Source organism: Streptomyces sp. NPDC088157 (assembly GCF_044741545.1).
GTDB lineage: Bacteria > Actinomycetota > Actinomycetes > Streptomycetales > Streptomycetaceae > Streptomyces.
In genome coordinates, this window is the sequence record NZ_JBIUSU010000001.1 from 1,427,718 (window position 1) to 1,449,450 (window position 21,733).

23 protein-coding genes and 2 pseudogenes are annotated in these 21,733 nt (G+C 69.7%); 10 read left to right on the top strand and 15 right to left on the bottom strand.

The annotated features are described in order from the left end of the window. Window positions 1-159: 159 nt before the first annotated feature. Window positions 160-528: a hypothetical protein gene (locus tag ACIPFH_RS05945; protein WP_030895169.1), complete on the top strand. Its 369-nt coding sequence runs from the start codon at window positions 160-162 to the stop codon at window positions 526-528. A gap of 773 nt (window positions 529-1,301) precedes the next feature. Here ACIPFH_RS05945 and ACIPFH_RS05950 read toward each other — a convergent pair. The 3 genes and pseudogenes from ACIPFH_RS05950 to ACIPFH_RS05960 all read right to left on the bottom strand — a co-directional run bounded on the left by ACIPFH_RS05950 (window position 1,302) and on the right by ACIPFH_RS05960 (window position 2,955). Further along, window positions 1,302-1,457, bottom strand: a complete 156-nt coding sequence (locus ACIPFH_RS05950; RefSeq protein WP_401823467.1) for a hypothetical protein — start codon at window positions 1,455-1,457, stop codon at window positions 1,302-1,304. A gap of 540 nt (window positions 1,458-1,997) precedes the next feature. Further along, a pseudogene (locus tag ACIPFH_RS05955) lies at window positions 1,998-2,173 on the bottom strand (helix-turn-helix domain-containing protein). A gap of 191 nt (window positions 2,174-2,364) precedes the next feature. After that, entirely contained in the window at window positions 2,365-2,955 is a 591-nt protein-coding gene (locus ACIPFH_RS05960) for a TetR/AcrR family transcriptional regulator (protein ID WP_401823469.1), read from the bottom strand. Between the two features lie 137 nt (window positions 2,956-3,092). Between ACIPFH_RS05960 and ACIPFH_RS05965 the strand changes: the two genes are divergently transcribed. The 4 genes from ACIPFH_RS05965 to ACIPFH_RS05980 all read left to right on the top strand — a co-directional run bounded on the left by ACIPFH_RS05965 (window position 3,093) and on the right by ACIPFH_RS05980 (window position 5,167). Then, a complete protein-coding gene (locus ACIPFH_RS05965) occupies window positions 3,093-3,827 on the top strand; it encodes an SDR family NAD(P)-dependent oxidoreductase (RefSeq protein WP_401823472.1) in 735 nt (244 codons plus the stop codon). Between the two features lie 258 nt (window positions 3,828-4,085). After that, a complete protein-coding gene (locus ACIPFH_RS05970; protein WP_401823474.1) occupies window positions 4,086-4,232 on the top strand; it encodes a hypothetical protein in 147 nt (48 codons plus the stop codon). A gap of 113 nt (window positions 4,233-4,345) precedes the next feature. Next, a complete protein-coding gene (locus tag ACIPFH_RS05975) occupies window positions 4,346-4,969 on the top strand; it encodes an NADPH-dependent F420 reductase (protein WP_401823477.1) in 624 nt (207 codons plus the stop codon). A gap of 30 nt (window positions 4,970-4,999) precedes the next feature. After that, window positions 5,000-5,167, top strand: coding sequence for a DUF6233 domain-containing protein (locus ACIPFH_RS05980; RefSeq protein ID WP_401823777.1), 168 nt, complete (start codon window positions 5,000-5,002; stop codon window positions 5,165-5,167). 2 nt (window positions 5,168-5,169) lie between these two features. Here the strand turns inward: ACIPFH_RS05980 and ACIPFH_RS05985 are convergent, their stop codons facing one another. The 5 genes from ACIPFH_RS05985 to ACIPFH_RS06005 all read right to left on the bottom strand — a co-directional run bounded on the left by ACIPFH_RS05985 (window position 5,170) and on the right by ACIPFH_RS06005 (window position 12,853). Further along, the gene (locus ACIPFH_RS05985) at window positions 5,170-6,084 is read right to left on the bottom strand and encodes a Ku protein (protein ID WP_401823478.1); all 915 of its coding nucleotides are present in this window, start codon (window positions 6,082-6,084) and stop codon (window positions 5,170-5,172) included. Between the two features lie 437 nt (window positions 6,085-6,521). Then, on the bottom strand, window positions 6,522-7,325 hold the full coding sequence (locus tag ACIPFH_RS05990; protein WP_401823481.1) for a phosphatidate cytidylyltransferase: 804 nt from the start codon (window positions 7,323-7,325) through the stop codon (window positions 6,522-6,524). Continuing rightward, window positions 7,322-9,103 (bottom strand): aminotransferase class I/II-fold pyridoxal phosphate-dependent enzyme, encoded by a 1,782-nt coding sequence (locus ACIPFH_RS05995; RefSeq protein WP_401823484.1) that lies wholly within the window; start codon window positions 9,101-9,103, stop codon window positions 7,322-7,324. The genes ACIPFH_RS05990 and ACIPFH_RS05995 overlap by 4 nt, the downstream gene beginning before the upstream one ends. A 733-nt stretch (window positions 9,104-9,836) precedes the next feature. After that, entirely contained in the window at window positions 9,837-12,098 is a 2,262-nt protein-coding gene (locus tag ACIPFH_RS06000) for a sensor histidine kinase (RefSeq protein ID WP_401823486.1), read from the bottom strand. A 26-nt stretch (window positions 12,099-12,124) separates the two neighbouring features. Next, window positions 12,125-12,853, bottom strand: a complete 729-nt coding sequence (locus ACIPFH_RS06005) for a response regulator (RefSeq protein WP_401823489.1) — start codon at window positions 12,851-12,853, stop codon at window positions 12,125-12,127. A gap of 209 nt (window positions 12,854-13,062) precedes the next feature. Between ACIPFH_RS06005 and ACIPFH_RS06010 the strand changes: the two genes are divergently transcribed. Beyond that, window positions 13,063-13,446: a hypothetical protein gene (locus ACIPFH_RS06010; protein ID WP_401823492.1), complete on the top strand. Its 384-nt coding sequence runs from the start codon at window positions 13,063-13,065 to the stop codon at window positions 13,444-13,446. 503 nt (window positions 13,447-13,949) lie between these two features. On the opposite strand, the gene ACIPFH_RS06015 is transcribed toward ACIPFH_RS06010, so the two are convergent. From ACIPFH_RS06015 to ACIPFH_RS06035, 5 genes are all read right to left on the bottom strand, one after another. Continuing rightward, a complete protein-coding gene (locus ACIPFH_RS06015; protein ID WP_401823494.1) occupies window positions 13,950-14,741 on the bottom strand; it encodes an ABC transporter permease in 792 nt (263 codons plus the stop codon). After that, a complete protein-coding gene (locus ACIPFH_RS06020; RefSeq protein WP_401823497.1) occupies window positions 14,738-15,739 on the bottom strand; it encodes an ATP-binding cassette domain-containing protein in 1,002 nt (333 codons plus the stop codon). The genes ACIPFH_RS06015 and ACIPFH_RS06020 overlap by 4 nt, the downstream gene beginning before the upstream one ends. A gap of 358 nt (window positions 15,740-16,097) precedes the next feature. Next, window positions 16,098-16,424 carry a DUF1048 domain-containing protein gene (locus tag ACIPFH_RS06025; RefSeq protein WP_401823500.1) on the bottom strand — a complete coding sequence of 109 codons (327 nt, stop codon included), beginning with the start codon at window positions 16,422-16,424 and terminating at the stop codon, window positions 16,098-16,100. A gap of 1 nt (window position 16,425) precedes the next feature. After that, complete coding sequence (locus ACIPFH_RS06030) at window positions 16,426-16,782, bottom strand: DUF1048 domain-containing protein (protein ID WP_401823501.1); 357 nt, start codon at window positions 16,780-16,782, stop codon at window positions 16,426-16,428. Next, on the bottom strand, window positions 16,779-17,105 hold the full coding sequence (locus ACIPFH_RS06035; RefSeq protein WP_358862403.1) for a PadR family transcriptional regulator: 327 nt from the start codon (window positions 17,103-17,105) through the stop codon (window positions 16,779-16,781). Before ACIPFH_RS06035 ends, ACIPFH_RS06030 begins: the two co-directional genes overlap by 4 nt. Window positions 17,106-17,201: 96 nt before the next feature. Here ACIPFH_RS06035 and ACIPFH_RS06040 point away from each other — a divergent pair, with 96 nt between their 5' ends. From ACIPFH_RS06040 to ACIPFH_RS06055, 4 genes are all read left to right on the top strand, one after another. Then, complete coding sequence (locus tag ACIPFH_RS06040) at window positions 17,202-17,633, top strand: hypothetical protein (protein ID WP_401823508.1); 432 nt, start codon at window positions 17,202-17,204, stop codon at window positions 17,631-17,633. Window positions 17,634-17,768: 135 nt separating this feature from the next. Then, window positions 17,769-18,554 (top strand): TSUP family transporter, encoded by a 786-nt coding sequence (locus tag ACIPFH_RS06045; RefSeq protein WP_401823511.1) that lies wholly within the window; start codon window positions 17,769-17,771, stop codon window positions 18,552-18,554. Window positions 18,555-18,680: 126 nt separating this feature from the next. Beyond that, window positions 18,681-19,097 carry a hypothetical protein gene (locus ACIPFH_RS06050; RefSeq protein WP_401823514.1) on the top strand — a complete coding sequence of 139 codons (417 nt, stop codon included), beginning with the start codon at window positions 18,681-18,683 and terminating at the stop codon, window positions 19,095-19,097. 332 nt (window positions 19,098-19,429) lie between these two features. Beyond that, window positions 19,430-20,032 (top strand): cadmium resistance transporter, encoded by a 603-nt coding sequence (locus tag ACIPFH_RS06055; protein ID WP_401823517.1) that lies wholly within the window; start codon window positions 19,430-19,432, stop codon window positions 20,030-20,032. Between the two features lie 128 nt (window positions 20,033-20,160). On the opposite strand, the pseudogene ACIPFH_RS06060 reads toward ACIPFH_RS06055, so the two are convergent. Next, window positions 20,161-20,426: pseudogene (locus tag ACIPFH_RS06060) on the bottom strand (DUF6207 family protein). A gap of 194 nt (window positions 20,427-20,620) precedes the next feature. Continuing rightward, complete coding sequence (locus tag ACIPFH_RS06065) at window positions 20,621-21,622, bottom strand: LuxR C-terminal-related transcriptional regulator (RefSeq protein WP_401823520.1); 1,002 nt, start codon at window positions 21,620-21,622, stop codon at window positions 20,621-20,623. Between the last annotated feature and the right edge of the window lie 111 nt (window positions 21,623-21,733).

Sequence of the window (21,733 nt, forward strand, 5' to 3'; positions counted from 1 at the left end):
AGCTGGGCATGCTTGCACTACCCCTCAACTGATGGTTTGGCCTGGGAAGTTGAGGAGGATCCTGAATGCGTCCCTAGCGTCGTTCGTGCCGTGGTCTGCGGGCTGCGGTGCGGCGTCGCTTCCCGCGGCACCGGAGCAGTGACAGGCAAGGAGCACTGAATGGCGAACTTCCAGACTGGCGAGATTCCACCCGGCTTCGCGTTCACTGAGAGCGGCGGGCTCATCCACTACAAGTACGGCATCGTCCTGGCCGTCCCGGCGGCCAACCAGGCCGGCTGGTCGGGCGACATGTGGATCAGCTTCGGCTCCGCCTGGGGGGATGCAAAGATCAAGGTGAACTGGCACGACGGCTCCAACTGGAGCGCCGCCGTGGACCTCAACGTCACGCAGGCAGGCGGCCGGGTCCACAACGGCGCGAAGCTCCCGACGAGTACGCAGAAGATCGCCATCGGCCGCGTCAGGAAGAGCGCGAGCGACACCGAGGACGACATCCCGGTCAGCTGGCTGCTCCAAGTCGCCGAGGCGTGACCCAGGCAGCCCCCTATAACGCCCGATGCCCGGTACGGCCCAGCAGGCCGGACCGGGCATCGGGCGTGGTGGCCGTGGCCTTGCCGACCGGGCTCTACCTGGCCGACTCGGCCTGTGGTGGGAGCCCGCGCCCCGCCGTCACCGGCGGGCGTCAGCCGACGCGAGCAGGCTGGCCACCTCGGCGACGGCATCTGGGCTTGATCATCCACCACCAAGATCCACTTCCGCAACAGACCCTAAGCACCGTTGCAGTACTAGTCGTCACAGTCGTCACAGTCGTCGCGGGCCGCCAGACCGCCACCGGCGCGGGCCCGCCGACCGTGGGCCGCGACCACCGGCCCGTCGCGGTTCTGGCATCCAGGGCTGATGGCTCATCGGAAAGGTCAGCAACGGGTCAGTGTGAGCCTTGGAACACCTGGCGGCAGCTGACCGTACGTCAGAGGCTCCAGCTCTCAACAACGCCCGGGCACCTCGGCGATCCCGGCACACTGAAAGGCCCGCGCGAGTACGCTCCCGCACCAGGTCGTCTTCGACCTCGCCGTCGTCCGGGACCAGCCGGCGACGGCGGCCTGTCGCGGACAAGGCGGGCCTCGACAAGCACCGGGGCCCTCAGTGCGGGGTCCGGCGGTGAGGCGGAAGGTGTCGCGCGGCCATCCCAGCTGCTCGTTGGTGAGTTCGCCGTGGGCCAGCGCGCGCAGGGCGGGCCAGAGCATGATGACGGGTCCCTTCATGAGGCAGGCTGAGATATGCGGCGGGGTGGTTGGGGGAGACGGCTACGTCCCTGCCGCAGTCGCGGCGGGCGGGGCCAGATGGATCGGGTTGCTCCAGGCGCGACCTCCGGCGGCGTCCTCGACGGTGACGCGGCAGTACCCGTGCCGGAACATCTCCACGGGTAGGCAGACGTCGGTCAGCGCGTCGTCCTGGAGCACCCGGGCTCCGGGGACGCTCCCGGTGCAGCCCGTCGTGGGTGAGCGGGATGCTGCCCAGCCGGGACCTCGCGCCACACCGAAAGCGCGCCTGCCACGGAGCGCGGACCGGGACGCGGGGCGCCGTCCGGGGCATCATCACCGCTTGTCCGCGCCTGTCCGCTGTCGCGGGGGCAGTTGGTGCCTTTCCGCTTGGCCCATGAGTCCTGGGGCCGTTTCCTCTTCGCGGACGTAGTGCTGCCGGCGAACGGCGGTGGTTGTGTCCCGGGGGCTCCTTGGGGTGAGAACGGCTGGGAAATCTCATGGATCGGCACAGGGTGGAGAGTCTGGTGGATCGGATCCGGGCGGGGCAGATGGCGGTACTGCGTGAACTGGCGGTCTATGCGGCGTCGTTCTGGCCTGCGGACATTCCGCGTGAGTCCTGTGTGGCGTTCTGGCGGCCGTCGGCGGCACTGGGGAAGCCGGCGGATCTCAGGCCCCGGGGTGCTCGCGGAGTTGGTCAAAGGCAAGCAGGATCGGCGGTGACGCGTCGGCAGGCACGGTTCATTCGCCCGCGGTGTCCTCGGCCTCCCAGCGCAGCAGGTCGCCCGGCGGCACCTGAGGACCTCGCAGAGCGCGGCGAGCGTCGCGAAGCACACCGCCTTGGCGCGGCCGTTCTTGAGTACCGCCAGGTTGGCGGGCGTGATCCCGACGCGGTCCGCGAGCTCGCCCACGGACATCTTCCGCCTGGCCCTTGCCGAAGTCGACCTCGCCTAGCCACAGATCGGACGCCATACGGCTACGCCGAAGCCCTGCGTGATGGCCCAGACGCCAGCTCCGTCACGCTCCCGTCCTCACGGTTCGCCATAACCCGGTGTGTCCGTTTGAGAGTTTGGCACTCCCTGCGGACCTGGCAGTTCCGCGGTCATCGCTAGGCGGTGGTGGGGATGGCGTTGTCGATGAGGACGGCGGCGATGGCTGCGGCGGTGGGGAAGGATTCGGTGTTGAGGACCCGGGTGCGGGCCGCGGCGCCGTCGAGGAGCAGCGCGAGTTGTTCGCCGAGCTGTTCGGGATCGGTGGCGCCGGCTTCGCGGGCGGTGTCGGCCAGGCGCGCGGCGATGGTCGACTTGTAGTCGCGTGCGTATTGGGACGCGGGGTGTTCGGGGTCGTGCAGTTCGACGGACGCCGCGATGTAGGGGCACAGGGGGGTGAGGCCCTGTTTTCCCGTGGGCGGCTCGAAGGCGGCGAGCAGTCGTTCACGGGGGGTCAGGTCGGTGCGGTCGAACACTCCGGCCGTGACGCCGGGATCGAATCGGCGGAGGTATTCGGCGACGAGTTCGTCCTTGCTGGGGAAGTGCTGGTATGCCGTGCGCTTCGACACCTGGGCCGCCGCGCACAGTTGGTCCATGCCGGTGCGGTTGATGCCTTGATCGCGGAACAACTGCTGCGACGCGCTGATGATGCGCTCGCGTGCGCCCCTGCCGCGGCGTAGGCCTTGGGGGCCCTTCTCCAACTCCGTCATGCTTCCAGTTTAGCGCAGTCGGGTACCGAGCGGTGTACCTAGCTTGCGCCCCGGTCGACCCTCCGATACGTTAAGTGAACAGTTCGGTGTACTTAACGCCGGGCCGTTCCGAATATCCTCAGTTCAATGGAGTGATCGTGGGAAAGCTCGATGGCAAGGTAGCGGTGATCACCGGCGGATCAACCGGCATGGCGCTGGCCGGCGCCCGACTGTTCGTTGACGAAGGAGCTCACGTCTTCATCCAGGGTCGGCGGCAGGAAGCGCTGGATGAAGCCGTCAAGCTGATCGGCCGGAACGTGACCGCAGTGCAGGGCGACGCGGCCGACCTGGACGACCTGGACCGCCTGTACGACACGGTCAAGAAGGAAAAGGGCTCGATCGACGTGCTGTGGGCCAGCGCCGGTATGGGTGAACAGGGCAAGCTCGGCGAGATCACCGAGGAGCAGTTCCACCGCGCCTTCATGCTCAACGCGCGCGGCACCCTGTTCACCGTGCAAAAGGCACTGCCGCTGCTCAACGACGGCGCCTCAATCTTCATGACCGGATCGAACGCCTCCCTCAAGGGCTTCCCCGGGTGGAGCGTCTACGCGGGCAGCAAGGCCGTACAGCAGGCCTGGGCCCGCGTATGGCTCAACGAACTCAAGGACAGGAGGATCCGGGTCAACGTGCTCACCCCCGGCCAGGTCGCCACCGCCAAGCAGGAAGAACTGTTCGACGAGGCCACCAAGAAAGCCTTCGAATCCCTGATCCCACGCGGAGAGATGGGCCGCCCCGAAGAGATCGCAACCGTCGCACTCTTCCTCGCCTCCGACGAGTCCAGCTACGTCAACGGCCTCGAACTCGTCACCGACGGCGGCACCACCGGCATCTAGCCAGCACCCACCAGCACACCCGCGAGAACACAGTCGTACTGCGCTCTGGGGGGTGTGCCCGCAGCAACGTTGCCGCCACGGGCGGCAGTAGCGGCACTCGGCTCGGAAAGGCCGGCTGCCGGGCCCGTGGCGCCGGGGCAGGCCCCGGGGATCCCGATGAGTGCGCTGTTCGAGCCCTACCAGCTGCAATCGTTGGGACCCGCCACGCCGCATTCTTCCGGCTGCAGATCGAAGACACCGTGGTCAACGGTCAACGGCATGGACTGCATTCTGCTCAACGAGGACGGCAAGATCGTCGAGGTGACCATTCTCTGGCGCCCGCCGCCGTCCGCGGTCGAGACGCAGGGGCATCTTGCGCAACTCCTGGGCATGCGGTCCTGGGAGCTTCGCAGGGACGGGGAGTAACGATCACGGATGCCCTCGCCCCGTGTCTATGACCTGATCCCCTTGGAAGGCGCAGCTCAGCCGACGCGCTGAGCCGAAGCGAAAGCTTGAGAACGAGGAAGAGAGCACACCGTATGAGCAGCATCAGCATCATCGGCACCGGGAACATGGCCCGTACCATCGGCGCGCGGGCGATAGCGGGCGGCAACACCGTCGAGGTCATGGGTCGCGATCACTCCAAGGCCGCTGACCTGGCCAAGGCTCTCGGCGGTGGCGCGACGACGGGAGAGTGGGGCGCGGTCCCGGCCGGGGACATCGTCATCGTGGCCCTGTTGTTCGACGGTGTCGTTCCGGCCGTAGCCCGGTACGGAGACGCCCTCGCGGGCAAGCTCATCGTCGACATCAGCAACCCCTTCAATCCCACGTTCGACGGGCTGGCCCACCGCGAGGAGACCTCGATCGCGCACGAGGTCGCCAAGGTGGCCCCGGCCAGCGCCAGCGTGGTGAAGGCATTCAACACCGTCTTCCGTCACGTCCTGGAGAAGGGTCGGCCCGACGTGTTCATCGCCGGCGACAGTGCGCAGGCCAAGGCGGGCGTAGGGGTGTTCGTCAAGAGCCTCGGGCTGCGCCCGCTGGATGTCGGCGACCTGAAGATGGCGCATTGGCTGGAAGGAGCGGGCCTGGTCACGGTGGGCCTCGCCCGGCACGGGGTGGGGCACTGGGATTGCGCCCTCGGCGCCACCGAATTCCTCGGCTGAGCCGCACCGCCCCCGCTGCTGGAGCTCGGGCTGAACCGCGATTCGCCGCCGAACATGGTTCACGCCGGCGGCTGTCACATGGCGGGCAAACGGTCGCGGAGCATCGAGCGCAGTGGCGCGCTGCGCTGGCTCGCCGAGGGCATTCCCGCCTGCACCCATTGCCGACCGGACAGCGGGCTCGGTTATCTGGAGGGCTGAGGTCAGGCGCTGCGGCGTGGCTTCCTCGCGCTCGTCTTCTTCGCCGCGGTCTTCTTGGCCGGCTGCTTCTTCGCTGTGGTGGTCTTCTTGGCGGCCGTCTTCTTCTTCGGCAGCTCGTGCACGTCGGCGTCCTCGCCGCGGGACGCCTTCGCCTTGGACACGGATTCCTCGAGCGCGGTCATCAGGTCGAGGACCCGGCCCGGCTTCTCCGGCTCGGGCACCTCGGGGAGCGGCTTGTCCTCCCGCTTCGACTCGATGATCTTCTCCATGGCCTCGGTGTAGCTGTCCTTGAAGTCGTCGCCTTCGAGGTCGTCGCGGGACATCGACTCCATCAGGGCGAGCGCCCCCTTGATCTCCTCCTCGGACACGTCCACGGGCTCCGGGAGGAGCTCGGCCGGGTCGCGGATCTCGTCGGGCCAGTGCATCGCGTGCAGGACGATGGCGTCGCCGCGGACCCTGAGCATGCCGAGCCGCTCGCGCCCGGACCATGCGTACTTGGCGATGGCCACCTTCGACGAGCGGGCCAGCGCTTCGCGAAGCAGCTTGTAGGGCTTCGCCGCTACCTGGCCGTCGGGGGAGAGGTAGTAGCCCTCGCCGATCCGGATGGGGTCGATCTCGTCCGCCGGGACGAAGGCGTCGATCTCGATCGCCTTCGCTGTCGGCAGCGGCAGGTCGCGGAGCTCCTCGTCGCTGATGGCGACGACTTGGTCCTTGGCGTACTCGTAGCCTTTGCCGATCTCCGCGTTCGACACCTCGCGGTCTTCGATCTGGCAGATCTTGCGGGTGCGGATCCGGCCCATGTCCTCCAGGTGGTACTGGTGGAACTGGATCGAGTGGTTCTCGGTGGCGGACTGGACGTGGATCGGGACCGTGACCAGGCCGAACGAGATGGCGCCGGACCAGATGGTTCGGGGCATGGCACACCTCCGCAGCAGGCCCCGAGCAGGAACAGCCTACGAAGGGTGCGCGCGGCCCGCACCAGCTGGACCCGGGTCCGTATGCCTCCCATGGGGAGCCGGGAGGCGCGGCGGGCCTCGCCGCCGCAGCAGGACAGCAGGGGCCGGGCGGCTGGCCTTGCTGTCACTGCTCTGGCCTCTCGGAGACGTCGAAGCTGAAGCCGACCACTCCTCGAAGCCCCATGCCCGGTCGCCGGGCACCGGGAGGGCGCCGACGTCAGCGATCGTCCACACCTCCCCGCGGCGGGGGCCGGTGGTCAGCAAGAGCCAGAACGGGCCGTCCTCGAACCCGAGAACGATGGACCTATCTGGTACGGGAGTCCTGCGGCGGAGGGGGCGAGTGAGGCGTGTGTGCGGCGGGCAGGCCGTACTCCAGCCGAAGTTCCTGAGCTCCTGAGTCAGCGCAGGAGGAGAAGGACGGCCAGGGCGAGGAGGAGTGAGTCGATTCGGTCGAGCAGGCCCCCGGAGCCGGCCAGCCAGTGAGCGGAGTCCTTCGCCTGCGCTCCTCGCTTGACCATGGATTCGAGGAGGTCCCCCGCCGGGGCGCCGACCGCCACCGCGACCGCCATCGGCAGGCTCAGCGCGGACAGCGCGGCGAGCACACCGAGGGCGGCCACGCCGCCGGAGAGGGTTCCGCTCCACCGCTTGGCCGGGGAGAGCGGTGACAGCCGTGGCCCGCCCAGCCGTTGACCGGCGAAGTACGCGACGATGTCGCCCACCGAGACAGCGACGAACAGGGCGAGCGCGGTCGCGCCGAGCGGTGCCAGGGCGGCGAGCACGCTCAGCCAGACCAGCCCGAGCAGACCGGCCCCGAGCCGGCGCAGACCGTGGGTGGAGTCACCGGCCAGCAGCGGGACCGCGGCGATGGCCAGCGCGCCGACCGCCACCGCCCGCACCTCGTGTCCGGGGGCCAGCCAGGATGTCAGCACCACGCCGGAGACGGCCGCGGCCAGCACCGCCCTGTCCGGCCGGGACAGACCCACCAGCCCACCGAACTCCATCGCCGCGACCACCCCGACCACGAGCGCGAGAGCCGTCACCCCTGGGCTGCCCCACCAGAACGCTCCGGCGACCAGGGGCACTCCGACCGCCCAGCAGCACCAACGGACCAGCAGTTCGCGGCGCCCGGAGAGTGCTGCGGCGATCCCGCCGATCGCCAGGGCCCCGCCGAGGACGGGCGCGAGGGAGGCGACGCTGATCACCGGGCGTGGCCGGCGGCGACGGCGGCCGGGGACCCGGCGGACTGCCGCGAGAGCGAGCCGGGTCGCAGCGTCTCCAGCGCGGCTCCGTACGCCGCTACGATGCGCGCGTTCTCCGCCGCGTCCCTGACCGCGACGCGTACCGTGCGCCCTTCGTACTGCGGCGAGAGGGGCGACAGGTCGCGCAGGTAGACGTCGTGCCGGCGGCACTCCCGCACCAGGCGGGCAGCGCTCGGTCCGTCGTACGGCAGGGTGATGTTGAGGAAGTTCGCAACGCCCTCTTCGATCACGGCGGTGTCGGCCACCCGGGCGAGGTCGGCGGCCAGGTGACGGCGCAGGGTGTGGGTGCGGAGCCAGCAGGAGCGGTAGTGCGCGGGGTCCCGCAGGGCGGCCACGGCGGCGAGTTGCGCGGGAAGGCTCACCGCCCAGGGCGGCGTCCACCGGCGCAGCAGCGCCGCGGTGACGGGTTCGGCCACCAGGAAGGCCGCCCGCACGCCGGACAGCGCGTACATCTTGGACAGCGAGGTGCAGACCACGACCCGCGGGTCCACCGCGGCCAGTGGGGCGAGCGACTCCGCCAGGTCCACGTAGCCGAGGTAGGCCTCGTCGATCCACCAGCGGGTCCCGGCCGGGGCGGCCGCGATCAGGGTGCGCAGTTCGGCGGCGGATGCGTGGCGTCCGGTCGGGTTGTTCGGGTTGACCACGACCACCAGGTCGTAGCGACCCGCCCCGACGACAGAAGCCAGCCGGGCGAAGTCGATCCGCCATCCGTCCCTCCGGTGCAACCGGAAGCGGTCCACTCGGCACCCGATCACGCGCTCGGTGACATGGGCGTACTCGCCGTACCCCGGGTCCAGCAGAAGCACCCTGCTCTCCGGGGTCAGCCACCGGTCGAACGCTCTGAAGATCAGGTCCGACGAGCCGGCCCCGGCCACGAGCGTCTCCACCGGCAGCGCCCGAGCCGTCGCGAGTTCCGACAGCAGGCCCTCGGCGCCCGTGGGAGGCGAGGTTCTGGCGGACCAGGCCGGGTCTTCCGTGAGCGCCGCACCTGCCCCGGGAGCGGGCGGGAACCAGGCGTCCAGCACGTCGGCGGCGACGACCTCGTGGCGCCGGTGCAAGGTGCGAAAGTCCGTTCCAATAGCGGTGAAGGAGGCGCCGCCGTGTTCACAGCCGTCCGGCCCGGGCGCCCATTCCATGTCCAACTGCCAGTCGACCACGGAGCCGAACCGCTCCAGGACGGTGCGATACCGGGTGGTGGCCACCTGCGTCAGCCCGGCCACCTCGCCCGTCAGTACCTCGAAGGTCACCGCACCGCTGCGGACGGTGCGTCCGACAGGCCGCAGGCCGACCGCCAGGTACATGTCGAGCAGTTCGGTGCGGCCCATCGCCACCACCGTGCGGCCTCCCCGGGAGGAGATCCAGCGCAGGGCCGCGTACATCAGAAGTGGTGCCACCGCGGTGTTGCGCCAGCGTGGCTCCACGGTGAGGATGCGTATCTCGAAGAGTCCCCCCTCGGACAACAGCGGCAGTTCGTCGCGGGTCAGGTACTTGTCCAGGCCGTAGCGGCCCAGCCACGGCGGAGTCAGGCTGACGAAGCCGATGCGGACCGGCCCCCGGGCCGCGACGAGGTAGACGTTGTCGCCGTCCAGTGCGTCGTACAACCGTCGGTCCGGTTGCGGCGTGTGCTGACCGAGCTCCTGGGCGTACACGCGGTGCCTCAACTCGTGGATCCAGACCAGGTCCTCGGGAGTGGCAGCTCGTATGCGCAGGTCGCGACTCATGCATGTCCCTTTCGGCAAAGGGGGAGTCCCCTTGGGGGTACGGAGGCCGACTGGCCCGCGCGCTCTGCCCCTGAGGAGCAGCTGTGGCGAACAGGGCGACGACTGGATGCCGGGCCCGCCACGAGCGGGGGAGAAGAAGGCCGGAACGCACCTCGTCGGAGGTGGGCATTCGCCTTTTCCCTACCGGAGGTTCGCGCCATGAGCACATCTTTGGGGGCGCCCTGCGGCCGCACATGAGTATGCGTACTTGAGTACTTGAGTAGTTGTCGTGGTGGTGCGGCAACGGGTGGGAACTTGCTTTCCGTCGCGCCCTGGCCATGGTCCGCGGTCCGTGCAGTACTGCGCGTACCGCCGTCCACCCGCGACTTCGCGCTTTCACCGGGCGGCACCTGGCTGGTGACGGTCGGAGGGGACAAGCTCATCCCTGTCTACGACCTGGCGACTCAGACCGTACGAAGGGTGATCCACGGTCCGTACGACCGGCTGCACCCCTGCGCCATCGCTCCGGACGGCAGCTTCATCATGGCCGCCGGCGCCGGCGAGAAGGCCCGAGCCTGGACGGCGGCCGGCGGCAACCCGGAACCACGTCCAGCTCGGCAACGTGTCAGATTCCGTACAGGGCCCGAACGGCACGTGGATTTCGACCCCTTCTGCTCTCATCTGTTGTCGGTGAGGGCGCTGTACCGGAGAGCCGTTGGCCGGATCGAACGGAGACTCCCAGGGCAGCCGATGGTCATCCGCGCCGCCCTGCTCCCGGCAGTACGGCCTCCGCCCAGGTCAGGTCGGCGGAGTCCTCCAGGGTGTGCGGAGTCCCTTCCAGTGCCGCGCGGAGCGCTGCACTGCGGCGGGGATCGCCCGGCATCGTGACGAGGCTGAGGGCCGGGCCCTCGGGCCCGTCCTGGACGCCGAGTACCAGCTCGTCGGGCGTGTCCTGGTCCGTCAGGGCGGCGGTGAGTACGGTGCGCAGCAGGGCCGTCCGGGCGGGAGTGTTAGGTGGTGCGGTGTCGTCGTCTGCCTGGGCGTGGATCGTCACCTCGCAGCCCGCCTCGCGGGCGCGGCCGACGAGGTCGCGCAGGGGGCCGTCGAGGACGCCCGGCAGGTGCAGTTCGTCCCGGATGGACTGGGCCAGCCGGTCCGCCCGGGCGCGGACGGCGGCCGGGCCGGGGCGGTCATCGCCGGTGTCTCCTGCGGCGATCGTGTGGAGAAAGGGCACGATCTGCGCGTCGATCTCCCGCAGTCGACGGCGGTGCTGTTGCGCCCTCGCGCGTGCGGCGGACTCTGTGGCGACGACGACCATGCGGTGCCGGTGGGCGTCCAGTACGGCCCCGCCCAGGGTGACCAGGGTGCGCCGTATGACCAGGCCCATCACGACCCCCGTCGCCGGAGCGAGCATCGCGGGGACTGCCATGGCTACCGTGCTCACCACCGACTCGTCGGCAGGCGGGTCCAGGGCGGTCAGCACGGCGATGCCCGCTTCCTCGCACACGAGCGCGAAAACCGTCTGGCGGACCGGACGCACGATGACGAGCAGGGTCAGCAGCGGGGTCACCGCGCCGATCGGCCATGAGCGGTAGTCCCTGACTGCTTCCGGCGGGATGACCAGCAGGCAACTCACCGCGCCCGCGACCGCGACGGCCAGCAGCGGAACAGCCACCCGTCCGCTGATCCGCCGGTCTGCTCTGCTGAGCAGTACGCAGGTGGCCGTCGCCAGCGCCAGGTACCAGATGAGGTGGCCGAGCAGCGTCGGTGTCCCGGCCGTCTGGATCGCCGCGACGACGGCCATGACCACCAGGTACGGCAGGCACACCGCCGCCAGTGCACGGCGTACGTCGCCCACGGCGGCGCGCAGCGTCTCCCGCTGTCCGCGCGGCTGTCCTCGCGCGCCGTCGGACGCGTCGGGGGCGGTCCACCGCAGGTGCACCGTCGTGCCGGATCCGGGCCGTGTTCGTACGTCGGCCACGCCGCCGATGTCGGCCATACGCCGGCCGATGGAGTCGCGCAGGCCCAGGGCGGTCCGCCGGACCTGGGACGGCACGAAACCGCGGCCGTCGTCCGCCACGGTCAGCTCCAGGTCCCGGTGGTCCCCGCTCAGCCGGACCACGACGTGCGTGGCACCGGCGTACCGTACATTGCGCAGCGCCTCGACGGCCGCTCCCGCGCACGCGGCGGCCACATCGTCGGGCACCAGCAGCTCCGGCGGGAAGTCCGTCGTCACCCGCGGCCGCGGGACGCCGCCCACCGACGTCGCCGCCAGCCCGGTCAGCAGCGGTACGAGGTCGATGTCCCCGTCGCCCTCGGCGCCGGCCGAGCCGGCCGTCAGTGCCGCCAGCGCGCGGCGGGCCTCGGCACGCTGTTCCCCTGCGGGCACGCCGCTCATGCCCGCCACGCGCAGCGCCGACCCGACGTCATCGTGCAACAGCCGCTGGAAGTCGCGTCTGCCTCGCCGGACGGCCCGTCCCCGCGCGGCGGCCTCACTGGAGTCCTCGTCCTCGCGCATGGCGGTGTCCGCACGGTCACCGGCGGCGCGCAGGACGGGGGCCAGTACCGCCGCGGCCACCCCTGCGGCGAGCGGCGGCCAGATCCCCTGCAGGGCGCTTCCCACACCCTCCTGCCACCCGGCGGCCACCTGCGCCGCCAGCGCGGTCACCGCTGCCGGGAGCCCCCGGGCGCGGGGCAGATACGCGACAGCGAGGAGGACCGCGGCGGCCGTCGTCATACAGCGCAGGCCGACCACCAGCTCGGCGTACGGCTGCACGGCGTACGCCGTGTGCACGGTCACCGCCACGGCGACGGCGGAGCAGGCGTCGACCGGACCGATGCGGACGAACGCCCCCCGGTAGGCCCAGGCCGTCGCGGACGCGGCGAACAGCGCTGTGACGCCCAAGGGCAGCGGACGCAGGTCGTCCGAGACGGCCAGGGAGAGGGCCGTGAGCCACCACGCGATCGCGAACAGCAGGGACAGTCCCGCGAACGAGCGGCGAAGGGCGGTCTCCACTCCGGAGCGATGGGTGCCGCGCCGGGTCACCCGTCGACATCCGGGGACGACGCGCCGGGCCTGCCGGGACCGCTCGGGCCGAGGTCGATGTGGCCGTCCACCATCGAGCGGTACACCAGCTCGGAGGTGCTGGCCGGTCGGGTCCCCTCGTCTTTGGCGAACGCCTCGATGGCCCTCCTGCGGTGAGTCCTGACCGTCTCCTCGGTCATGTACAGGCGACGGGCGATGACCGCCGGCTTGAGTCCGCGGGCCAGCAGCTCCAGCACCTCCAGTTGGCGAGGGCTCAGCCGCACCTTTCCTCGCCGGTCGTGGACGATCTGATGGGCCAGCCGGCTGGACACGTAAGCCTTTCCTGCGTGCGCCGCCCTGATGGCTTCGGCGAGTTGGACGTCCGGGTCCTCCTTCAGCACCAGTCCGAGCGCCCCTGCCTCGATACCCCGGCGCACCACCACGGGTCGGTGCTCGCGACTGAACAGCATGACCCGCGGACCCCACTCACGCAGGCGCTGGACGTTGGCGGCGACGTCGCTGCCGTCGTTCAGCTCGATGTCCAGGAGAACGACCGACGGGAGCGCGGTCACCCTGGACGGCAGCTCATCGATGTTCTCCGCGCTCCCCACCCAGTCGATCTCGGGTGCCGACCCGGCCAGGCACGCCCGGATGCCGTGCAGGATCACGGGATGGTCGTCGACCGCGGCCAGGCGTGGTCGGGTCGCGGCATCCCCGTCAGTGGGCGATCCCTGCGTGTCGTTCATGCCGATTCCTCACCCCGCGGCCCGTCGGCCACCTGGCCGGACTCGACAGCCCGCAAACAGGTCTACCACCCGTGCAAGCCCGGCGTCTGTCCCCACGGCCGGGGACAGACACGCCCACGGCGTCGGGGTGAAGGTGTGAACCGGCCTCACCCACAGGCCTGTTCGCAGCCGGAGCCGAGGGCGTACGGCATCACTTCAGGAGGACGTTCATGGGCAGGTTCACCAAGCGAGTCGGCAGTTTCGACTCGCCGCACTCGGTCGAGGACACGTTGCAGGTCCTCTTCAACGGCGTGGCCGAGCAACTCAGCACCCCGTCGCCGACTGTGTCGGGGCCCGGGGTGGAGGCGGCGGTCTACCTGAGCCGCTTCGACACCAGCGGCTTGACAGTAACCGCGGGCAACAAGATCGACACGTACTTCACGTTCTACGTCGACCTCACGCCCACCACCGGCGGCTGCACCGGAGAGGCGTACTTCGACCGGCGGATGGGAGCGATCACCCGCTGGATGGGCAACGCCATCGGCCTGACGGGCGGCCTGTCGCTGGTCTTCCAGCGGTGCAGCGTGCGCACGCGCGGCTGGACCATCGCCTGACGTAGCAGAGAGGAAGAATGATGAGTCAGACGAAGTGCAGGTGTGGTCAGCAGCTGGAACGGTGCTGTTCCAGGGGGTGCGGCCGCTGCACCTCGGGGCACCGGTGCCCCCGGCACGGCAAGGACTGGACCGTCACGACCGGCGGTGGCCTGTTCAGCGCGGGCCGATCGGGCAACGGCGCCAAGTGCCGCAAGGACCAAGTCCCCGTCGTCAACTGCCCCTACTGCCGTGGGCAGCAGGGCAGAACCTGCAACACCTGCGGCGGTACTGGTCAGACGTGCCCGAACCACGGCCGCTTCTGGACCTGATCAGGGGCACATCCAGTCCGACACGGCGCGGTGCGGTCCATCCCGGCCACACCGCGCCCGCCGCGCGTCGTGCCTGGGATCCTGTCCCCGAGCGGTGGACACCTGCAGGAAGCTCCGGCCGCGAGGAGCGGGTGGGGGTGCACCCCGGTGGCCCCTTCGGCGGCTTTGCGGAGGCGGCCGGCGCGGTCGTCCCGGCTACTTCGGGTCGCGGTTGAACTGCGCCGTCGACCAGCGGTAGCCGAGCGCCATCAGGCCGACGCACCAGGCGACCGCGATCCAGCCGTTGTTGCCGATTTCTGTGCCGAGGAGGAGGCCACGGAGGGTTTCGATGGCGGGGGTGAAGGGCTGGTACTCGGCGATCGGCTGGAACCAGGCCGGCATCGTGTCGGCCGGGATGAACGCGCTGGAGATGAGCGGCAGGAGGATCAGCGGCATGGCCATATTGCCGGCCGCCTCGGGGTTCGGACTGGCCGCGCCCATGCCGACCGCGATCCAGGTGAGTGCCAGGGCGAACAGCGTGATCAGCCCGAACGCCGCGATCCACTCCAGTGTCGTGGCGTCCGTGGACCGGAAGCCCATCGCCACCCCGACGGCGCCGACGAGGACCACGCTCATCACGCACTGCAGCACGCCGCCGACGACATGCCCCACCAGCAGAGAGCCCCGGTAGATCGCCATCGTGCGGAAGCGGGCGGTGAGGCCCTGGGTCATGTCCACGCAGACGGACACCGCGGCCCCGATCACGGTGCTGCCGACGGTCATCAGCAGCAGGCCGGGGACGATATAGGCGATGTAGTCGGAGCGGTCCGCGCCGCCGCCACCGATGCCGGCGCTCATGACGTCGCCGAAGATGTACACGAAGAGCAACAGCATCATGATCGGCGTGAGCAGCAGGTTCAGAGTCCCGGACGGGTAGCGCCATGCGTGCAGGAGGTTGCGGCGCAGCATCGTGCTCGAGTCGCGTACAGCGAGAGAGAGGGAGCTCATCGGACGGACTCCTTGGGCTGGTGGGGGAGTTTGGCCGGGCCGGTCAGGGCAAAGAACACGTCGTCGAGGTCGGGGGTATGGACGGTCAGTTCGTCGGCCTCGATGCCGGCGGAGTCGAGCCGGGCGAGAACGGAGCGCAGTTCGCGCTGACTGCCGTCACTGGGGATGGACAGCGACAGTGCCTCGTCGTCCCGGGTGATCTCACGCAGGGCGTCGGCGGCGGACTGGTATGCGACCGGGTCGGTGAAGCGAAGCCGGATGTGCCCGCCCGGGATGAGCCGCTTGAGCTCCTCGGCGGTGCCCTCGGCGGCGATCTTGCCGTCGTTCAACACGGCTATGTGGTCGGCGAGTTCGTCGGCCTCATCCAGGTACTGGGTGGTGAGGAAGACGGTGACGCCGTCGGAGACGAGGCCGCGGATGATGCCCCACACGTTGTGGCGGGAGCGTGGGTCGAGGCCTGTCGTCGGCTCGTCGAGGAAGATGATCCGCGGGTTGCCGACCAGGGTCATGGCGAGGTCGAGGCGGCGTTTCATGCCGCCGGAGTAGGTGGAGGCGGGCTTCTTCGCGGCCTCCACCAGGTCGAAGCGCTCCAGGAGTTCGGCGGTGACCCGCCGTCCCTCGCTCTTGGACAGGTGGTGCAGGTCCGCCATGAGGAGCATGTTCTCCTCGCCGGTGATCAGGCCGTCGACGGCGGAGAACTGCCCGGTGACCCCGATCGCGGCACGGACCGCCTGTGGGTCGGCGGCCAGATTGTGCCCGCCGACGTGCAGGTCTCCGGCGTCGGCGGTGATGAGCGTGGACAAGATCCTGACGGCGGTGGTCTTCCCGGCGCCGTTAGGACCGAGCAGCGCGAACACAGACCCGGTCGGGATGCGCAGATCGATACCGTCGAGGACGAGCTTTTCGCCGTAGGACTTGCGTAGCCCGACGGCGGAGACGGCGGTCGGTGACGGATGACCGTCACCTTGCCTGGATGTGGGCATGACAGATGAAGGCATGATGGCTTCCTTCGGAGGCTGGAGACGCAGGAGGAGTGGAAGCGTTTTGAAACCCGGATTGAGTGACTGTCCGTGACTACACGTCAGTCGTGTCGTCCTGGGGAATGGTGTCGAGTGGCCCGCCGCCGGAGACCTGCTCGCCGGCCCCGGCGCGGGGCCCCGCCTGCCGGGCCCGCGTCACGGGCCACCGGGGGGCATGGCAGGACTGAGTCAGGTATCACCAGCCTGCTCGACCACCTTGGTGGACAGGATTTACGGCGGCTTCTGGTGGCCGGTCGGCCCGCGCCTGTTCGTACTGCGCCGAGGTGAACGAACGGCGCGCGCGGGCTACTACGCCCACTGGCATGAGGCGAGGGCGCTACTTCTCGGCCGTACCGGATTCCCTGCTGACGGACTCCTGGTAGACGTCCGCATAGGTGCGTGAGTCCTTGACCAGGTCGTCGCAGAACGCGGCGACATCGTTGCCGATGAGTTCCAGGACCCCCTTGCCCCCGGCGACGCCTTCCTCGAAGAAGTCGACGATCCCGGGGAGCAGCGGCCCGTCAGGCAGGTCGACCGGTCCGACCTTGAACAGGTACTTCTGCATCTCCTTGTAGACGATCTGGTAGTCCGGCGGGAGTGCCTTGACCCGGGCCATGTGCGCCCGCCACTGCTTCTTGCCCTCGATGATGTCCTGAATGCCCACGTCAGCCTCCCAGTCGGCTCAATTTCCTTGCGACGTTCCTGTTCAACTGCTCGCGCCACCGGTCGCGATAGGTCCGAGCCCCTTCCCCACCGGCCAGCGCCGTGCAAAAGCCTCGGATGTCGTCGCCGAGCACCTCGTGGACGCTCTGCCCCTCCGCCGCTGTTTCTTCGAGCAACCCCAGGGCGGCGTCGAGGATCGGCATCAGGTTGCGGCCGGTGAAGTCCCCATGGGGAAGGAGGTGGATCTTGATCTGATCCCACGCCGCCCGGTAGTCGTCCGGCAGGGCCTCGGCCCGGGCTTCGAACGCCTTCCATTCCCTGGTGAGATCGCTGCCGGTGATGGTCTCCCAGAAGTTCATCTCCCGCCCTTCTTGAGCCTGTCGATGCGTGATGAGACGTACTGCCATTTCGTCCAGAACTTCGCGAGTTCTTCGCGTCCGGCGTCGTTGAGCGCGTAGAACTTGCGCGGCGGTCCGACCCCGGATGGTCGTTTCGTCACCTGGACGAGCTTGTTCCTCTCCAGTCGCAGCAGGATGGTGTATACCGTCCCCTCGACGACGTCGGCGAAGCCGAGCTCGTTCAGTTGACGGGTGATGGCGTACCCGTAGGTTTCCTCGCTGCCGATGATTTCGAGCACGCACCCCTCGAGGGTTCCCTTCAGCATCTCCGTCAGGTCGTCCATGGCGAGTCCTCCTCGGCCTGGCGGTACTGCGTAGTACCGAGTACCACTACATAGTATCACCGAGTAGCGGAGGATGTCAGCGCGACAGCAGTGACGATGGCCGCCGCTACCGCCGCCAGCCGCGTGATCGGCCGTCTGGGAGCGCGGTTGCTGGCCGCGGTCGCCCTGGCCGTCGCAGCCGCCGGCTTCCTCGTGCCGGTGCTCTGGTCCGGAACCGCCGCCATGGTCACCGGTGTGAGCGTCGCCGCGGCGGGGCTGGGCGCGCTGTTCGTCGTCGCCGCGGCCACCGCCCTCAGCAGCGTCGCCCCTCATGAGGCCGGCGTAGCCTCCGGAATCGTCAGCACCTTCCACGAGTTCGGCGCCTCGGTCGGCGCCGCGGCCGTCTCCAGCGCCGCGGCCGGGAGTATCGCCGTCCGCACCGGCGCCGAGGCGGCCTCCGGCTTCGATGGCGCGTTCCTCGTCGCCACGGGCGTGGCAGCACTCTCCGCCGTCATCGCCCTGTGGCTGATCCCGTCCAAGAACGAATAGGCCGTGCCACTCACCAGGAGGCGTGCGGCTGTCGGCCCGGCTGCGCCTGCTGCTCGTGAACATCTCGTTGCAGGCTGCCCTCACTGCCACCCGGGGCGCTGATACTGGCCAGGCGATCGAGCAGCGGGGGCAACGGTGGACTGGACACTGGCCGGAGGGCTGGCCGCCGGCCTGCTGATTTCGACCGTCACCGCCCCGGTCGGTGTGTCCGGTGCGGTATTCCTCCTCCCCGTCCAGCTGAGCGTCTTCGGCGTGCCCAACCCCGCGGTCACCCCGACCAACCTGCTGTTCAACGTCGTCGCCGGGCCCGGAGCCCTGTGGCGCTACCGCAGCGACGGCGCCCTGCGTGGCGACCTCGCCCGGCGCCTGGTGCTGGGCACCCTGCCCGGCGTCGTTGTCGGGGCCGCCATACGCGTCTTCGCCCTCCCAGGCCCGAGCGTCTTCCGGCTCCTTATCGCCTCACTGCTGCTGCCACTCGGCCTGTGGCTGTGCCTGCGCACCCTCGTCCCGGCACCTCACCGACCGCCGCCCGCAGGCGAGTTGGCACCACGCACGCTTACCGGCCTCGCCCTGGCGGTCGGGGTGGTCGGCGGCATCTACGGCATCGGCGGCGGCTCGCTTCTCGGCCCGATCCTCGCCGGCCGCGGCCTGCCCGTCGCACGCGTCGCCCCGGCCGCGCTCGCCGCCACGTTCGCCACCTCTCTCGTCGGCGCCGTCGCCTACGCACTGCTGTCGCTCGTGAGCTGCGGAGACGTCGCTCCTCACTGGTGGCTCGGGCTCGCCTGCGGCACCGGCGGACTGATAGGCGGCTACCTCGGCGCCCGTCTCCAACCCCGCCTGCCCGAACGAGCCCTACGGCTCCTGCTCGGCACCCTCGCCGCAGCCCTCGGCGCCCTGTACACCGCCCAGACCCTGAACTGAACCCGTGCCGGTTGGGGACCTACGACAAAGACCGGCAACGGCGTTCGGCAACTGGACAACGGACGGCAACACACGTGGACCTTCTCGCCGCGGGCGGCATCCTCGACGTGGCCCGACGAACGGCGAGTGCGAGGCGCCGTCGAACGCCGATACCGGCTGCGGCAGGAACGCGCGGGCATAGACGCGGAAACCGCGCGTGCGCTCACCCCGCAGCACCACGAGCGGGCATTCGCTTGCGCCATGGCCGCCATGGCCGCCATGGCCGCCATGGCCGCCTTGGCCGCGGAGTTCGGTGCTTACCTGGAGCGCGAAGGCAGTGATTCCGGGAACGACCTCGTCGGCTATCGGCAGCACGCGATCTGGCTCAACAGGGACGAGCTCGCAGCACTGATCGGCGCGATGCAAGCCACCATCGCGCCCCTCCTCGCCAACGAACCATCGCGGGAACGTACCCGCTACCTCCTCAGCCCCATCCTGTTCCCCGCCGAACAGGCCGAACAGGCCGAACAGGCCGAACAGGCCGAACAACAAGACCCGCTGTAGCCGACACCGCAACTCGGCCGCTCACCCCAGCCGCCCACTGAGGAGGGATACCACCGCTCGCCGTGAACCAGATCACCTGGGACGACGGCGAACCGGACCAGATGACGTGAGACAGGAGTCAGATCGACAGAGACGGGACAGGCCGGAGCCGACGCTCTGCTGCCGCCCGAATGGCCGGTGACAGCGAACATGGACCGATTGTCATCGCAATCGGACCATCAGCCGGTGCGTGACAGCGCACCCTGATCACGCTGGTCAGGACGGCCACGACTCCTCGTTCGGGCCCGAGTAGGGTCATTGAGTCTTGTCGTACGAGTGGAGTGGGCTGGTTCGTGAACCTGGGCATCCTCGGGCAGGCGGCCGGACTGTTCGCCGTCACCAACATCGACGACATCCTGATCCTGGCGCTGTTCTTCGCCCAGGGCGCCGGGCGCCGCGGGTCCACCCGGAAGATCGTGCTCGGCCAGTACCTCGGCTTCGCCGCCATCCTGGCCGTGGCCGTTGCCGCCGCGTTCGGTGCCACGTTCCTGCCCGAGTCGGCCATCCCCTACCTCGGTCTACTCCCGCTCGCCCTCGGCCTCAAAGCCGCATGGCAGGCATGGAAGAACCACCAGGACGGCGGCGAGGATGACGAGGCCGCGGCCAAGGAGGGCGGACCGAGCCCGCTGGAGGTCGCCGCGGTCACGTTCGCCAACGGCGGCGACAACATCGGCGTCTACGTCCCGGTGTTCGCCACTGCCGGCATCGGCGGCATGAGCGTGTACGCCGTCGTCTTCCTGCTCCTGGTCGCTGTGTGGTGCTTCGCGGGCAGGTTCTTCGCCACCCGCCCAGTCATCGCCAAGGCTCTCGCCCGCTGGGGCCACATCCTGCTGCCCGTGGTCCTCATCGCCATCGGCCTGCTCATCCTCATCGAAGGCGGCGCCTTCGGCCTCTGAGCCGAATCTGCTACCGGACATGCGCGGAGCCGGCGAAGTGCCGCACTGCGCTGACCTGCCGTGCTCGGGTCATGGTCGGCAGTGCCCAGATCATGGTCGGGTGGCTTTGTCCGTGGCTTTGTCCGTGGCTATGAGTCGAGCTCCTGGCGCACGTCCAGGTAGCAGCGCCGCCGGATGCCGGGCCGACCCGGGTCCCTGGTCGTACGGTCCGCCGTTGCGCTCGCCCACCGAGCGGTGAGCAGCTCCTGGACGGCGTGACGGTCTGGTCGTCGCACGCCGCGATCTCCACCACGGCCAGTCCCGGCTGTTCCCCATGCGCTTCGTTGATCGGTCCCAACCACAACCAGGTCTTGGGAGCCGACGTCACGCACAGGCCCGAATCAACCAACAGCATCCCGTAGGGAGCGCGGCCCGACCGTCGTGAACGACTCGCTTCAGGCCGCTTCAGGTCGCTTCAGACCGAACGCCCACAGCACGGTCGCTGGTCGATCCGGTTGCCGTCCCCGCGGGCGAACCGCACGCGCAGCGGCCGCGGAGTTCGCGCGGGCCGCCTCCTTGGTCAAAACCACATACCGGCCCTGGTACGACCTACACCCAGCCGCGTTGGGAAGCCCGCATCCCCAGCTGGAACCGGCTCGCCGCACCCAGCCGCTCCTGCAGCTCGCTCACCCGCCGCCGCAGGGTCCGCAGACTCACCCCCAGATGGCGAGCCACCGCCTCGTCCTTCATTCCGGCCGCCAGCAGCCGGGTCAACGTCCTCTCACTCTCGGAGAGTTCACTGTCGTCGGCCGCCTGGCCCAGCGGCGTCGCCTGCTGCCAGGCCAGCTCGAAGAGCTTCTGCAGGGCCTCGGTCACCGCCGAGTGCCACACCACGACGGCACAGTAACCGCCGGCCACGGAGGCGGTCAGCGGCAGCAGCGCCCGGCATCCGTCGACCACCAGCAACTTGAGCGGCACGGACGGCAACACCCGGGCTTGCTCGCCGAGTTCGACCATCCTCAAGGCGCGGGACAGAACCTTCGGATCCTCCAGACCGGTCGCCGCGTAGATCCCGCGAGAGACGATCCCGCGGCTGAGCAGATCGGCTTGGAGATCCACCTGCGGAGCGGCCGGGGCGAGATACGGCGGAGTGTCGAAAAGGCAGACCTCGTGCTCCGCCCGCGCGTACATCTCCTCCAGGCGTGCCGCGATGGCCCCCTCGCCGGAGGCCACCTCGACCAGCCGGGACGGTTCCTCGCGCAACAACCCCGCCTCGTACGCGGTCGCCATCTCCTCGGCGGTGGCGGCCAGCAGCTCTGACTCCGTCTCGCGCCGCCGGATCAGTCCGCGGATCGCCACCCGGGGGTCGACCGCCCGTAACCCGCCCATGGAGTCCGGTGGTTGCAGCAGCCCGAGCGTGAGCAGCCGGTCGCAGGCCTCGCGGACCCGGGCGGGGGAGGCACCGGTCAGCAACGCCCAGCCGACCGCGCCGGCGTCGGGTTGGTTGAGGACCGCCTGGTACAGCAGCTCGTCGAACGCGGAGACCCCCACCGCGGCCCAGGGGCTCGCGGCGGGGGTCTGCCCTGCCGTGTCGTATGCCGTGTTCACCATGGCCTGGCACGGTAGACGATCTTTGTTAAGGCTGTTTGTACTGGCCTGCGGCCGTTCACTTCAGGCCGCCTGCTTCAGGCCATCCCCTTCAGGCCGTCTCCTTGGAGCCCG